Origin of the sequence: Paraburkholderia sp. IW21 (genome assembly GCF_041321145.1) — a bacterium.
Classification (GTDB): domain Bacteria; phylum Pseudomonadota; class Gammaproteobacteria; order Burkholderiales; family Burkholderiaceae; genus Paraburkholderia.
This window is the reverse complement of record NZ_JBGGWA010000001.1, coordinates 175,932-189,900: the sequence shown is the minus strand read 5'-3', so window position 1 is coordinate 189,900 and position 13,969 is coordinate 175,932. Positions and strand designations below refer to the sequence as shown.

Here is a 13,969-nt window from a genome sequence, read left to right as displayed (position 1 = left end):
CGGCCGCCTTCCGCCCATCGCTAAACCCCTTCTCGACCACGGCGTGCGTTGCACAGGTAACGCATAGGGACGACTCACGCCTGTCGCAAATATTGGAATTGAGTTAGATCATGAAACTCTCACCTCGTCATCAGTCGCATGCTCGCACCAGTGAATTCGCTGGTCCGTTCGGCTTGAGCCCCGTAGCCGCCGTGGTTATGTCGGCGTTCGCGGTGCTGGGCGGCGTCCAGTCGGCGAGCGTGAATGCAGCAGAATCCAGCGACGCCGGTGCGGCTGTCCAGTTCGACACGACGTTTCTGCGTACCGATCCGAAGCAAACCGTGGACGTTTCGCGTTTTGCGCGCGGCAACATGGTGCCGCCGGGTGTGTACTCCGTCGACCTCTGGGTCAACGACGTTCGGGTGGCACGCCAGGACGTGCGCTTCGTGGCGACTCACGAAGGACAAAGCGCGCGTGCATGTTTTAGTCGTCAAATGCTGGAAACACTCGGTGTTGATTTCGCCAAGGTTGGCGCGGCTATTGGTGCGAAGCTGCCCGAGCATGCATCTGCCGACGCAGCCAAGGATACGAACCCGGCTGCCGGTGCAAGCGCTGACGCGACCGCCGGTCAGCAGGCTGCTGAAGCCGCCCACGCCGACGAATGCGTTGACCTTGCTGCAACGGTGCCGGATGCGACGGTCGACTTCGACTTCTCCGAACAGAAGCTTACGCTGAGCGTCCCGCAGAAATACATGCGTAACGCCGCGCGCGGCTATGTGCCGCCGGACATGTGGCAAACCGGTGTGAATGCGGGCTTCGTGAGCTACAACGCGAACACTTATCACACCGCGGGTTCGGGCACGCAGTCGACGCAAAGCTATTTGGGTCTGAACGCGGGCGTGAACATCGGCGCGTGGCATTTCCGTCATCAATCGTCCGTATCGCAGCAGACCGGCCAGGGCACGCATTTCGACAACATCGCGACCTATGTGCAGCACGACGTTGCAGCACTGAAGTCGCAAGTGACGGTGGGCGATGGCTACACGACAGGCGATGTGTTCGACAGCGTGCAATTCCGCGGCGCACAGATCGCCACCGACGACCGCATGTTGCCGGAATCGCTGCGTGGCTACGCGCCGGTGGTGCGTGGTACGGCGGAATCGAATGCGCGTGTGACGATCCGTCAGAACAACCAGGTGATTTACGAAACCAGCGTGTCGCCGGGTCCGTTCGAAATCAACGACCTCTACGCGACCGGCTACGGCGGTAACCTCGATGTGACGGTGACCGAGGCGGACGGCCGCACGAAGACCTTTACCGTGCCTTATGCGTCGGTTGCACAGTCGTTGCGGCCCGGTACGACGCGCTTCTCGGTGACCGCCGGGCAATTGCGTAACGATGCGCTCGAAACGAAGCCGAACTTCGCGCAGTTCACGTTGCAACGCGGCCTCACGAATCTGGTGACGGCCTATGGTGGCGGCGTGGCTGCGAACGGCTACGTGTCGGCTGATGTGGGCGCGGCGCTGAACACGAAGTTCGGCGCGTTCTCGGCTGACGTGACCGCTGCACAGACGCAAGTGCCGAACCAGAGCACGATGCGCGGCAGCAGCTTGCGCATCGGCTACAGCAAGTTCATCGACCCGACGGGAACCAACATTTCGGTAGCGGCCTACCGTTACTCGACTGCCGGCTTCATGAATCTGACGGATGCAGCCTCGGTGCGCGATCTCGCAATACACGGCGGCGATACGAACTCGGTTTATCGCCAGCGCAATCGCTTTCAGCTCTCGGTCAACCAGAATTTCAAGGATCGCGGGACCGTGTTCCTGAGCGCATCGGCACAGCAGTACTGGAATCACGACGGCAACGACATGTTCTATCAGGCCGGCTACACGAACAGTTTCAAGTACGGCACTTACAGCATCACTGCGGGACGTACTCGCAATGCGGATGGATCGATGTCCAACCAGTTCATGCTCAGCACGACGTTGCCGCTCGGCCACAGTCAGCATGCGCCGTTGATGTCGACGAACCTGTCGAGCTCGGGCGGCAGTACCAATCTTCAGGCCAACGTGAGCGGCTCGCTCGGGGATGCCAACCAGTACTCGTACAACGCGTACGGCACGTATGGCAGCGCCAGCGGCACCAGCTCGGCCAACACGGGCGTGAGCGGTGCATGGCGCGCACCGTATGCGCAGATGACGGCGTCGGCAAGCGCGGGTTCGGGTTCGAGCCAGGTGTCGGCCGGTATCAGCGGGACGGTCGTCGCGCATCCGGGCGGCGTGACGTTCTCGCAGACCGTTGGCGATACGTTCGGCATTGTCGAAGCACCGGGTGCAGCAGGCGCGAGCGTGACCAGCTCGCCGGGCGTCAAGCTCAATAGCCGCGGCTATGCGGTGGTGCCTTACCTGACGCCTTATGGCATGAACGTCGTCGACATCGACCCGAAGGGCACCTCGACCGACGTCGAATTCGAATCGACTTCGGAGCAGGCCGTGCCGCGTCTCGGCTCGGTGGTGATGATCAAGTACAAGACGGTGAGTGGGCGTGCCGCGCTGATTCGTGCGCCGCAACTCGGCGACAAGGCGTTGCCGTTCGGTGCGGATGTGGTGGATGGCAATGGACACAACGTGGGTGTTGTCGCGCAGGACAGCCGGATTTTTGCGCGTGGCCTGGAGGACAAGGGCTCGTTGTTTGTGCAGTGGGGTTCGGCAGCTTCGGAAGCGTGCCGGATTGACTATGTGTTGCCGAAGTCGACGGGGAAGGGAGCGGCTTATTTGTCGGTGGAAGGGCATTGCGTGGGTGCTGAGCAGAGTCAGCCGGCGGGCGCCTCTGCGTCGGACTTGGTAACGAAATCAGACACGAATTAAGTGTGAAGGTGCAGATTATGAAACGCGATCAGACGATGAATGAGACCGACGGCATTAGCGTGACATCGGTCGTCGGAAATGACATGCAGCGACTCGGTATGCGCGCGAGGCGTGTATTGGGGGCCCTGTTGCTTATGCTCATGTCAATGCAAGCGTGGGCTGGCTCGGTCTCGCTCCAGGTATACAGGCAGTTTGGTGATCTGACGTTTTCGTCGATTTCACCGGGACGTGATCGGAGTGTGGGTACCAACCTCCAATCGCTCACCAGCGCAAACGGTGGGATCAACACGACAGGCGTGACTTGCTCCGTCACGAAGACCACGACTGTCAACGGCACGCCAGTGCCTGGAATGACTAGTGTGTATCAAACGAATGTGCCCGGAATTGGCGTTCGGCTCAAGGTCACTTCGGGTTGGACGGGGAACTTCATGAGTACGCCCTCAACCGAGGTTTTAGCCCCCCGATCAGATGGCAGTCTAAATTTTTACACTGGAGCCGATCTCGTTGTCACCGGACCGATCGGTACGGGGGCGCTCACTGATCTGCCCACCATGACGCTGACTTATACCGGGGACTGTATTACCCCAATTGCTTATACGCAGACGCTCGTTGCGGGTGCCGCACTCACGGGCCTTACCTGCAGCGTAACCACCGCGGCAGTCGATGTTCCGTTGCCAACGATCAATGCGGGCAACCTCGCCACGGGTTCAGCTGGAAAAGCGCCGTTCAACCTGGCCGTCAACTGTACGCAGGGCGTCACCGTCAAAATCACGTTGACTGACGCGTCGAATGTGTCCAATAAGTCGACAACCTTAGGCCTCTTGCCGGATTCAACCGCAACGGGAGTCCGTTTGCAGATTCTCAACGGCACGACACCGGTCGCCTATGGTCCGGATTCCGCCGTGTCGGGCAACGTCAATCAGTGGACGGTCGGCACGTCGGCAGGTGGTCCGATGACCATTCCTTTGACGGCTCAGTACGTTAAGAGCGGCACGCCTACACCGGGATCGGTAAAGGGCGCGGCCACCTTCACGATGTCGTATCAGTAATCCCTGCGCGGCGGCCAAACGCCCCGCGCCCGCTAGCGCACCGTGCGGCCCTTTGAGGGCGGCATCGCATTTGTCGCCCCATTTCCCAACGGCCATCCCCATGACGTGTATCATTCGCTCCTTGCGCTGTTCTGCGCTGGCGATTCCCGTATTGTCGAACGCTCGTTCGTGACCTGGTTCCGACGCAGCGGAGTTGCCATTGTGAAGCGGGTTTCAGACCCAACTCCCGCAGCTCGACGCCGCCGCGCCAGACGTGGCAGCCCAGAGGCCACAAGCCGCTGAAGACCGCCCGAACCCCTATCCGTGACCGCCAGACCCGATGTCAGTCTCCGAACTCAAACGCCGCCGCACGTTCGCGGTCATTTCCCACCCGGACGCGGGCAAGACCACGCTCACTGAAAAGCTGCTGCTGTTCTCGGGCGCGATCCAGATCGCCGGTACCGTGAAGGGCCGCAAGAGTAATCGCTATGCGACGTCCGACTGGATGGAGATCGAAAAGCAGCGCGGGATTTCTGTCGCCAGTTCGGTCATGCAGTTCGAGTACGGCGACGCGGTGATTAACCTGCTCGACACCCCGGGCCACGAAGACTTCTCCGAAGATACCTACCGTGTGCTGACTGCGGTCGATGCCGCCGTGATGGTGATCGATGGCGCCAATGGCGTCGAAGCGCAAACGCTGAAGCTGCTCGAAGTCTGCCGCAGCCGCAAGACGCCGATCGTCACTTTCATCAACAAGCTCGACCGCGAAGTGCGCGAGCCGCTCGAACTGCTCGACGAGATCGAACAGCATCTCGGCGTGGCGGCGGTGCCGTTCACGTGGCCGATCGGTATGGGCAAGGACTTCCAGGGCGTCTACGACATCCAGCGCGACCAGGTACGCCTGTTCCGCGCCGGGCAGGATAAGGCGGGCGGCGAAGTCGAAACGCTGCATGCTCTCAGCGACGAAGAAGGCGAACGCCGCTTCGGCCATGCTTGGATCAAGGCGAAAGAAGAGATCGACTTGATCACCGGCGCGTCGCCTGATTTCGATCGCGAGTTGTTCCTCGCGGGTCAGCAATCGCCGGTGCTGTTCGGTTCGGCGATCAACAACTTCGGCGTGAAGGAAATTCTCGACGCGCTGGTCGATCTGGCACCCCCGCCGTCGATGCGGATGACCGTGCAACGTCCGGTGATGCCGGACGAGCCGAAGTTCACCGGCGTCGTCTTCAAGGTGCAGGCGAACATGGACCTGGCGCACCGCGACCGCGTGGCGTTCATTCGCGTGTGTTCAGGGCATTTCGAACGCGGCATGGCCGTGAAGGTGACGCGCACGAACAAGACGTTCCGTGCGAATAACGTGGTGACGTTCCTGTCGCAGCGTCGTGAGACGGTCAGCGAGGCGTATCCGGGCGACATCATCGGTATTCCGAATCACGGCACGCTGAGTCTCGGCGATACGCTGACCGAAGGCGAGCAGTTGCAGTTCGTCGGTTTGCCGTTCTTCGCGCCGGAAATCTTCCAGACCGTGGAAGTGGTCGATCCGATGCGCGCGAAGCAACTCGGCGAAGCGCTCAAGCAGCTCGGTGAGGAAGGCGCGATTCAGGTGTTCCGTCCGGAAGTGGGCGGCTTGATAATTTTGGGCGCTGTCGGTCAACTGCAGTTCGAAGTGGTGTCGCACCGTTTGTCGACGGAATACAAGGTGGACGTGCGGATGGCGCCGGCACGCTATCGGATGTCACGCTGGGTAACGTGCAACGATGCAGCGGAATTGCGACGCTTCACCGATTCGTACGCGGCTCGGATTGCGCTCGATGCATCGGATGCGCCGACGTATCTGGCGTCGCATGTGTCGGAAATCGAAGTGGCGCAGAAGGCGTGGCCGAAGATCGTCTTTAACGAGCTGCGTGAACATTCGGGCGCACCGTTCAAGAAGTCGATGTAAGCAGGTATCCGCGTCAGCACTCAAGCTCACCGATCACGAAAAGGATCCCGTTGAAGTGTGAAAGGGCTCTTTTTACGTGCAGGGTTAGCGTGTTTGTTGCTTGTCCTATCTAACAAAATTGGGGCTTATGCAGGACGACGGTGGCCCTTGATATCAGTGTCGCACTGCATCCGGTTGTGGCGCGTCCCGCCCACACCTGTTGCGCTTTAAGTGGTGGCTCGTTTGCGCTCTGCGGCCGTTGCCGTATGCGAAGCATTCTCAGTCTGTGTCGATGCCTCTTCAAAAGGTGCGCAGCACGATTCGTCGTGAGCTAGCAAAGTAGGTGAGCGGGCGCGAAGCGGGATTGAAAGTCCGGGCTGGAACTAAACCGGCGAGCCCTGCGGCTCCCCCACAACCGCCCATCTGTAAGGACTTTGTCTGTAAAGCAAGATGATGTGTTGAATTGATGAGTATTGGGTTTGCGCCGCAGCGAAGGCGTGGCCGAAGATCATGTTCAACGGATTGCGCGAGCATTCGAGCGCCCGTGCAAGAAGACGATTTAGCTCGGCTAAACGCGAAGTCAGCAGGGTGGGAGTGTCGATCAACGCCGAAAAAACGGAAAGACCGCCTCAGATTGACTCGACCTGTCTGTCTTGTGCATTCAGGGTGAGCACTCTCCTCCGGGCGCGAATCCCGCCTTGAAACAGCATAGCGAAACGAAGTGAAGGTAGCTCCAAGGATTTAGCGGGGTGGACTTTAAGGGTTGCATCGACGCGGTCTTCATTTTGTAACCACTCCGCTCGCAAACATTATTGGTACGACATGGTAAAAGTTGCAAGAGCCTTGACCGTTCCAGCAGATACCGTGCCGGTGCTGATGTAGCGCGCGGTCAAAGGAACTTGCATTGGCCCGGCCACCGAGTCGCCGATCAGCCACTGGTTCTTATTGCCGGTGGCGGCCGAATCCGCGCCGAACATTACGGGCGAGCCAGCATTGAGCAACTGAATGCCGACCCCTTTCGCCGTCGAATCTGCCGTGAGCTGCAGTGTGTTGCTCAGATTCGTCGGGTTGATGCTATCCGTGAGCGTGATAAATACCTTTGCGCCGGGAGAGCATTGGAGCGATAGCGCGAAGGCCTGCGACCCCGCTGTCGCGCCAACCCCGGCAGAAAGCACGCTGGAATGGACGGTAGGAAGGGGGACAGTGAGTTTCGGCTGACTGACCGAGCAGGTTACTTGAGTCAATGTGCCGGTTGTCGCGCCGGTGTAAAGGTCGGGCAGGCCGAAGGAGCTGCCCCATATTGCGTAATCCGCATATTTCGAAGTAATGACGGGCACTGTGGTTAGGCTAGACGAGCCGCCTGATGTGGCGCCGGTTATGACCACTGTTGCCGTCACAGACAATGAGAATGAAAATCTGGACCCCGCCGATCCTGTGATGCCGCTACAGGTCACGTTGACCGAACTATTGGCCAACGCGACTTTTGATGCGTCGCATTGCCAAGGCCCGTTAAAGGTATATCGAACACCTATTCCATCAATATTGGTTGGATATACGTCAGTGTAACCCTTGACCGGTTGAACAGTTTTTATAGCGAAAGTGAATATCGCCTTATCGTTCGTACTGTCGACTGTCGGACTACAATCTGCGGTGAAATTAACGGGTGCGATCGATTTTATCGTACTTCCGGGGGCGGCGTTCGCCGGCACGTTGATCGAACCGGCATCCAGTGAGTTGCCGGTTCCACTTAAGCTGCAGTCAAGGTACGGCGCCGCCGCATTGGCCGGCGCACAAACCGCCCCCAAAACTAAGACGAGCGCTACGCGCGCAAAAATACTCAATACGCGAAACTGGCCGAGGCGATGAAACTTGGCTAATGATTTGAAATTTAACATGCGATTTATCTACCTTTCAAATTCGAGGGGCATTCGGCGCGACCAACGCGAACTACGCTCCGGACGTTAATTTTGATTGCTCATAGGCGATTTTGAATTTCGATCCCTATCGCAAGGTCGCACGAAGCGTCCGTCAACCATGCGGCGCCCTGATCGGGCGCGGATTGGTCATTAGGCAGCCTCAAGCGACACCATTCTCAATGGTCGTCCTATGGAGCGCCGAAATACATCGGAAAGCTCCGAATTTATGGAAAGATCCTGGGCATTAGTGGCCATTCTCTGACAGCGGCGGGGTTCGATACGACGCTGATCTGTTCTCAAAGCGATGCGAAATATCCGCCTGGCTTCTCCTCCCGAATCCACGGAGCACATCTGCATGCCGGACGCGCGACGTTCGAGCCGTGTGTGGCGCGGATGGCCACGCGTTCCGGGCAGTCAAGCCTGTAGGGTAAATCCGAGTTCTTCCATCTGAACAGGTTCGAGAGCATTGAAGCGCTACAGGCTGGCATCAAACAGTACATTCACTACTACAACCACAAACGCATCAGGCTGAAATTAGACGGGCTGAGGCCTGTGATGTAGAACCCAGCCCTCCCGGCCCTAGCCGAAACCTGTCCAACTTTGCGGGATCAGTTCGACACACCGTGCGCCAACGATTCGGGAACTCCTCTCGACGTGTAGCGACTTCTGATTTTGCTTGGAAGGTTTTGCCGGAGAGCGTGACCGTCACTGCGCCTACAGGGTAAGCACCTCGCGAGGACCGTTCGCAATACGGTTCGCACGTGAGGCATGATCGGGTATCGGGCGATCTGGTGCTCGCCGGCTGGCATCAGTCCGTGGAGCCAGATAGGCAGGGCCGCCCTGGCAGTTTCCTGGCGACGTTCCAGGGTAACAGTTCGTCGATACGATTGATGGGGTGATCAGCGATATGGGTCAGGACGTATTCGAGGTAGGCGCGCGGGTTGATCCCGTTGAGCTTGCACGTGCCGATCAGACCGTACATCGCGGCAGCCCGCTCGCCCCCGCTATCGGAGCCGGCGAACAGGAAGTTCTTGCGACCCAAACTCACACAGCGCAGCGCGTTTTCGGCCGGGGCGTTGCTGATCTCGGCACGGCCTTGTTCGCAGTACAGCGCGAGCGCATCCCACTGGTTGAGCGAGTAGCGGATCGCTTTGGCCAGATCGGATTTCTTTGACAGCGTGGCGAGCTTGTCCGTCATCCACGTCTTGATGCTCGCGAGCAGCGGCACACTTTTCTCCTGCCGCACGCGCAGCCGTTCAGCAGCTGGTTGGCCGCGAATGTCGGCCTCAATGCCGTAAAGTCCATCCGGGGGCATCGCCAGGCGCTGCGCCGGCGTCTCATGAACCACCGCCACTGGAATCAGGGACGTCGTTTCGGCTTGCAATTGCGCGCGATAGCGACGCCGCCAGGTGAACAGCATGTTTGCATTGATGCCATTGTCCCGCGCCAGCTTCGCGACCGACGCACCAGGCTCACACGCTGCGCCCGCAAGCCGGCGTCGAAACTCGCGATCATAATTCGGGCGTCCCTTGCGGCTACCCGGTTTGGCTTCCGACTCTGTCACAGTGATGTCCATCAAATCGAAAATGATGGGCACCACTTTGACGTCGGTTCCCGCCGTCGTCTACGACGGTCGTCGTGAGGTAGTCGGCAGTTGGGTCAACGTACCGTTGCCTACAGGACCGGTCACGACAAGGTCGGCTCGTGTATAAAAAGTGGGCTGTCCGGTCCCACTTGACCCTGCGCTCAGGATCTCGGTGGACGGCACTGATACAAGTGGGTTGGCCATGTTGCCCCACCCCGACGTCACGTAAAAATGCACCCCAATCCCCGGCACATTTGTCTGGTAGGTATCCGTCATGCCGGGAACTGGAACTCCGCTGACATTAGTGGTTTTCGTCACGGGGCACGACGTGCTGAAAGTCATGTTTTGCGTGTTTTTGACGGATTGCAACACGGTCCCTACAGCAACATCGCGCGATGGCGAAAACGAGGCCGAAAAGGCTATGTTGTTGAAATCGTCGCGCCACCCTTTTTGGAAAGGCATGTGAACATAGTCACCAGCCTGCGCATGCGCGGCAAAGACCGTCAGCAATGCGGCACCAGATAGTTTCAGGATCCGTGCACATTTAGACATCACACTGTTCGCGCTTGTCGATTTCGCAATAACTTGCGCGGTGAATTCTTTACAGAGTGTCATCATCATTTCCTTATTCAGTTCAGCTTGTGTGCGACCGGCGACGGCTTGTCGGCTGCAAGGTCGGGCATGCCGCTTACGCAATGCGCCTCCACTGACAAATGCGCCGCGTGGCCTTATCCGTCGATTTCGGCAATACATAATCAAGCAGTGGTGACGGCTGTCGGACCGCATTGGCACAGTTCAAATGTTCGCTGAACGGCATCTCATAAAAAATCGGAGCATTCTTAAATGCGTCGGAATATTCCTACACCGGTGGCGTGAAAACCGGATGCGGGGCGGTTACTGTGGTTTGCGTTTCAGGAGGGGGCGTGCAGCCGGAACACTTTTCGCGAACGCTGATCGCGGCGCGGTCCTAGGTACGGAGGTAAGGAGTCGCACGCATAGTCCGTATCTTTTATTACGGATTGCCTCGCCTCACTCCATCTTCAAAACCTCTTCCCGCATCCAACTGGCAAACGCCTGCACATGCTCAAGCGTCGCGTGGCGTTGCGCCACGTCGAGCCAGTAACCGAAGGGCCCTGTCACCTCGATATCGGAAAACTGGACCAAACTGCCGTCCGCGAGTTCCTCCACGATCATGTTCCGGTCGACCACCGCCAGTCCCGCACCCTTGCGCGCGGCGCGGATCGCCTGCTCCAGCGTCGAGAACTCGATGCCGTTTTCCGCATACCGCGCGGGCAGACGCGCCGTCGCCAGCCAGTTCGGCCACAGATCGAGCCGGGCATCGTTGTGCAGCACATGCAACGCGGGCATGTGCTCAAGCAGCATATCGAGCGGTTCGCCGAGTAGACGCGGTGCGCCCACGAGCACATGGCGCTCGATCATCAGCAATTCGGAATGCGCACCTGTCAGCGCGTCGCGGCCGAAGCGGATATTGCAGTGACAGTCTTCGGTGGGCGACGTGCGGACAGACAGTTCGACGTCGGGCAACTCGTCCGCCAGCGAACCGAGCCGCGGCGAAAACCACTGCGTCGCGAAGGTGGGAGGAACAGCGAGCACCAGGCGGCGCCGGCCTTTGGCTGCGGTGATCTGGCGGAAGCCGCGTTCGATCGTGTCGAAGGCCTCGGAGAGGCAGGGTAGGAACTGCTGTCCGGCGGCCGTCAGGCGAATACCCTTGTGATCGCGCTCGAAGAGTTTCGCGCCGAGCGATTCCTCGAGCAGCTTGATCTGCCGGCTCACCGCGCCTTGCGTCACGCATAGCGCCGTGGCGGCGCGATTGAAGCTCATATGCCGGGCGGTTTCTTCGAAGAAGCGCAACGCAATCAGCGATGGCAAGCGCCGCATAAATCACCTTCTGTGTCTTTGTTCATCCGCGGCGGGCCGGTTGGTTTTGCGTCCCCGCTGCTGAATATGTGTTCGTGCGGCGCGTTGTCTCCGACGCGCCTTGCAGGCCATTGACCAACCTGCAAATTTCAAGGCCAGGGTGGCGCGCGGCAGCTTCAGGATTGTCGCATTTCAGTTCGATATTTTGCTTGAATAAGCTAAAAAATTCCGATGCGCGTTGGCTCGGGTCAAGCGTAACGTCGTGCCCGCCAGGCGGGCTTACGCTGAAGCGCCGCGCAAACCTTCGACTTCGCCTATCCTGACGAAGACGCGCGCCTCGTCGCCGGCGCGCCTTTCCAATCTGCGGAGCGCCCGTGACCGTTCGCAATCTCGATGCCTTGTTCCGACCCAAATCCGTCGCCGTGATCGGTGCTTCCGAGCGGCCGGGCAGCACGGGTGCGATGGTGTGGGCGCGTGTGCTGGAAGGGGGTTTTGAAGGCCCTGTGTGGCCGGTCAATCCGAAATACGGCACGCTCGGCGGCCACGCGGTGATCGGCGATGCCGGCGATCTGCCCGAAGCGCCTACCGTCGCGCTGATCTGCACGCCGCCCGATACCTGGCCGGGCATCATTCATAAACTCGGCGGTTTGGGTACGCGGGCGGCGATCATCGTCGGCGAAGCGCGCAGCGATGAGGATCGCCTGGCATTGCGGCACGCGCTGTCGGCGGCGCGGCCGCATTTGCTGCGCATCGTCGGGCCGGGCAGTCTCGGCGTGGTGTCGCCGGCGCTGCGCGCGCATTTCGGTGCGCCGTCGTGCACGGTGAAGGCCGGAGGCGTCGCCTGGGTCTCGCAGTCGAATGCGCTGACCAACGCCGTGCTCGGCTGGGCGCACGCGCGTGGGCTTGGGTTTTCGCACGCAGTGGCACTCGGCGGCGAGGCCGATGTCGATGCCGGCGACGTGCTCGACTACCTCGCGAGCGACCCAGGCACGCGCGCCATCCTGCTCGAACTGGATTCAGTGCGCGCCGCTCGCAAGTTCATGTCGGCGGCGCGTGCGGCGGCACGCAACAAGCCGGTGTTGGCGTTGCGCTCGGGCCGCGCCGACCCCGCCGATGGGCTCTACACCGCCGCGTTCCGTCGCGCGGGCATGGTGCGCGTCGATGCGCTCGACGATCTGCTCGACGAAATCGAAACGCTCGGCGTCGGCCGTGTCGCGGCGGGTGCGACGGCGACGCTGATCACGAGCGACAGTGGCCTCGCGACGCTCGCCTGCGACGCCTTCGCCGCAGCCGGCGACACGCTCGCGGATTGGCCCGCAGAAGCCGACGCGGCGCTCACGGCAGCGCTGCCGCACGCGGTGCCGGGCAACCCGCTGCGACTCGGCGACGACGCCCGTCCCGAGCATTTCGGCACCGCGCTCAAGCTGCTCGCCGAGCATCGCAGCACGGGCACGGCCTTTGTGGTCCACGCGTCGACGCATGGCGCGCCGGTCGACCAGGTGGCGCAGGCGTTGATCGCGAATCAGCGTTTCGCGTATCGCGGTTTGCTCGCGTGCTTCTTCGGCGGCGTGAATGCGGCCACGCGCGACGCGTTGCACGCTCAAGGCATCCCGGTTCATACGACGCCGCAGCGGCTCGCGCGCGCTTTTGCCCGCCTGGTGGATTACCGGATGGGCCGCGAACTATTGATGCAAACGCCGGAAGGCTTGCCGGCGCAGATTCCCGAAGCGATCGACGCCGCCCAGGCGCAAGCGCGTGCCGCCATCGCCGCAGGTGAGCACCAACTAACCGGGGAGGCGGCGGCACGGTTGCTCGTCCACTTCGGGCTGAGCGTGGAGCGCAACGCGGAGGTATCGGCGCAAGGGCCTGCCGAGCAACCCCTCGACCCATGCGAGGAAGCGGCAGCCGCGGCGGCAAAAAACCCCGTCGTCGACCTCGCCGTCGAACTCCATGACGACGATAACTTCGGCCCCGTGTTCCGCTTCACTGCGCCGTCGGCTGACGGCGTGTCGGCCCCGTTGCACGTCTTCGGCTTGCCTCCGCTCAACCCGATGTTGGCGCGCGATATCGTCACGCGTTCGCGCTACGCGCGGCTAATCGAGCCGGAACCGGCACTGGCTGCATTGACGGCGCTGTCCCAAGCGGTCTGCGATGTGAAGGAGATCGTCGGCCTCACGCTGACGCTGCGCGTGTTCAGCGACCACGTCGTGGTCGTCGAGCCGTCCCTGAGCATCGCATCGACGCGCAGCCGGCTCGCGATCGTGCCCTATCCGCGTCGCTTCGAAGAGACGCTCGACTGGCAAGGGCTACGCGTGACCGTGCGGCCGATTCGCCCGGAAGACGAAGCCGCGCATCACGATTTTGTCGAGGCAATGACGCCCGAAGATCTACGCCTGCGGTTTTTCGGCGCCGTCGGCAGCTTCGATCACTCGCAACTCGCGCGGATGACGCAGATCGACTACGACCGCGAAATGGCGCTGATCGCGACAGTCACGAGCGAGGACGGTCTCACGCGCACACTCGGCGTGGTGCGCGCGGTCGCCGATCCGGACAACGAGACCGCGGAGTTCGCCGCCGCAGTGCGCTCGGACCAGAAAGGCCGGCGCCTTGGACAATTGCTGATGGACCGCATCATCAAATACGCGCGGGCACGGGGCATCCATTGGCTAGTCGGCGAGGCGTTACGGGAAAACGCCCCGATGATCGCGCTCGCCAAATCCTGTGGCTTCACCATCACACCAACGGAAGATCCGGGCGTGGTCGGCTTCAGGATGGCGCTAGATGAAACTTAA

At 60.7% G+C, this 13,969-nt stretch carries 8 protein-coding genes and 1 pseudogene; 5 read left to right on the top strand and 4 right to left on the bottom strand.

What is annotated here, in order from left to right; translation table 11 throughout:
- Window positions 1-110: 110 nt before the first annotated feature.
- The 3 genes from ACAX43_RS00820 to ACAX43_RS00810 all read left to right on the top strand — a co-directional run bounded on the left by ACAX43_RS00820 (window position 111) and on the right by ACAX43_RS00810 (window position 5,819).
- A complete protein-coding gene (locus ACAX43_RS00820) occupies window positions 111-2,849 on the top strand; it encodes a fimbria/pilus outer membrane usher protein (RefSeq protein WP_370706526.1) in 2,739 nt (912 codons plus the stop codon).
- A 17-nt stretch (window positions 2,850-2,866) separates the two neighbouring features.
- A complete protein-coding gene (locus ACAX43_RS00815) occupies window positions 2,867-3,898 on the top strand; it encodes a fimbrial protein (protein ID WP_370706525.1) in 1,032 nt (343 codons plus the stop codon).
- Between the two features lie 319 nt (window positions 3,899-4,217).
- Window positions 4,218-5,819 (top strand): peptide chain release factor 3, encoded by a 1,602-nt coding sequence (locus ACAX43_RS00810; protein WP_370706524.1) that lies wholly within the window; start codon window positions 4,218-4,220, stop codon window positions 5,817-5,819.
- Window positions 5,820-6,607: 788 nt separating this feature from the next.
- Here the strand turns inward: ACAX43_RS00810 and ACAX43_RS00805 are convergent.
- Entirely contained in the window at window positions 6,608-7,693 is a 1,086-nt protein-coding gene (locus ACAX43_RS00805; RefSeq protein ID WP_370706523.1) for a fimbrial protein, read from the bottom strand.
- Window positions 7,694-8,143: 450 nt separating this feature from the next.
- Here ACAX43_RS00805 and ACAX43_RS00800 point away from each other — a divergent pair.
- A pseudogene (locus tag ACAX43_RS00800) lies at window positions 8,144-8,297 on the top strand (IS3 family transposase); the annotation flags it as partial.
- Window positions 8,298-8,522: 225 nt separating this feature from the next.
- Here ACAX43_RS00800 and ACAX43_RS00795 read toward each other — a convergent pair.
- From ACAX43_RS00795 to ACAX43_RS00785, 3 genes are all read right to left on the bottom strand, one after another.
- Window positions 8,523-9,290: a transposase gene (locus ACAX43_RS00795; protein ID WP_370707066.1), complete on the bottom strand. Its 768-nt coding sequence runs from the start codon at window positions 9,288-9,290 to the stop codon at window positions 8,523-8,525.
- A 48-nt stretch (window positions 9,291-9,338) separates the two neighbouring features.
- On the bottom strand, window positions 9,339-9,920 hold the full coding sequence (locus tag ACAX43_RS00790; RefSeq protein WP_370706522.1) for a hypothetical protein: 582 nt from the start codon (window positions 9,918-9,920) through the stop codon (window positions 9,339-9,341).
- 408 nt (window positions 9,921-10,328) lie between these two features.
- The gene (locus ACAX43_RS00785) at window positions 10,329-11,198 is read right to left on the bottom strand and encodes a LysR family transcriptional regulator (protein WP_370706521.1); all 870 of its coding nucleotides are present in this window, start codon (window positions 11,196-11,198) and stop codon (window positions 10,329-10,331) included.
- A gap of 353 nt (window positions 11,199-11,551) precedes the next feature.
- Between ACAX43_RS00785 and ACAX43_RS00780 the strand changes: the two genes are divergently transcribed.
- Window positions 11,552-13,969, top strand: a complete 2,418-nt coding sequence (locus ACAX43_RS00780; RefSeq protein WP_370706520.1) for a GNAT family N-acetyltransferase — start codon at window positions 11,552-11,554, stop codon at window positions 13,967-13,969.

Coding starts and splice junctions, on each gene's coding strand:
- ACAX43_RS00820 (WP_370706526.1), top strand. CDS start 111: ATGAAACTCTCACCTCGTCATCAGTCGCATGCTCGCACCAGTGAATTC.
- ACAX43_RS00815 (WP_370706525.1), top strand. CDS start 2,867: ATGAAACGCGATCAGACGATGAATGAGACCGACGGCATTAGCGTGACA.
- ACAX43_RS00810 (WP_370706524.1), top strand. CDS start 4,218: ATGTCAGTCTCCGAACTCAAACGCCGCCGCACGTTCGCGGTCATTTCC.
- ACAX43_RS00805 (WP_370706523.1), bottom strand. CDS start 7,693: ATGTTAAATTTCAAATCATTAGCCAAGTTTCATCGCCTCGGCCAGTTT.
- ACAX43_RS00795 (WP_370707066.1), bottom strand. CDS start 9,290: ATGGACATCACTGTGACAGAGTCGGAAGCCAAACCGGGTAGCCGCAAG.
- ACAX43_RS00790 (WP_370706522.1), bottom strand. CDS start 9,920: ATGATGATGACACTCTGTAAAGAATTCACCGCGCAAGTTATTGCGAAA.
- ACAX43_RS00785 (WP_370706521.1), bottom strand. CDS start 11,198: ATGCGGCGCTTGCCATCGCTGATTGCGTTGCGCTTCTTCGAAGAAACC.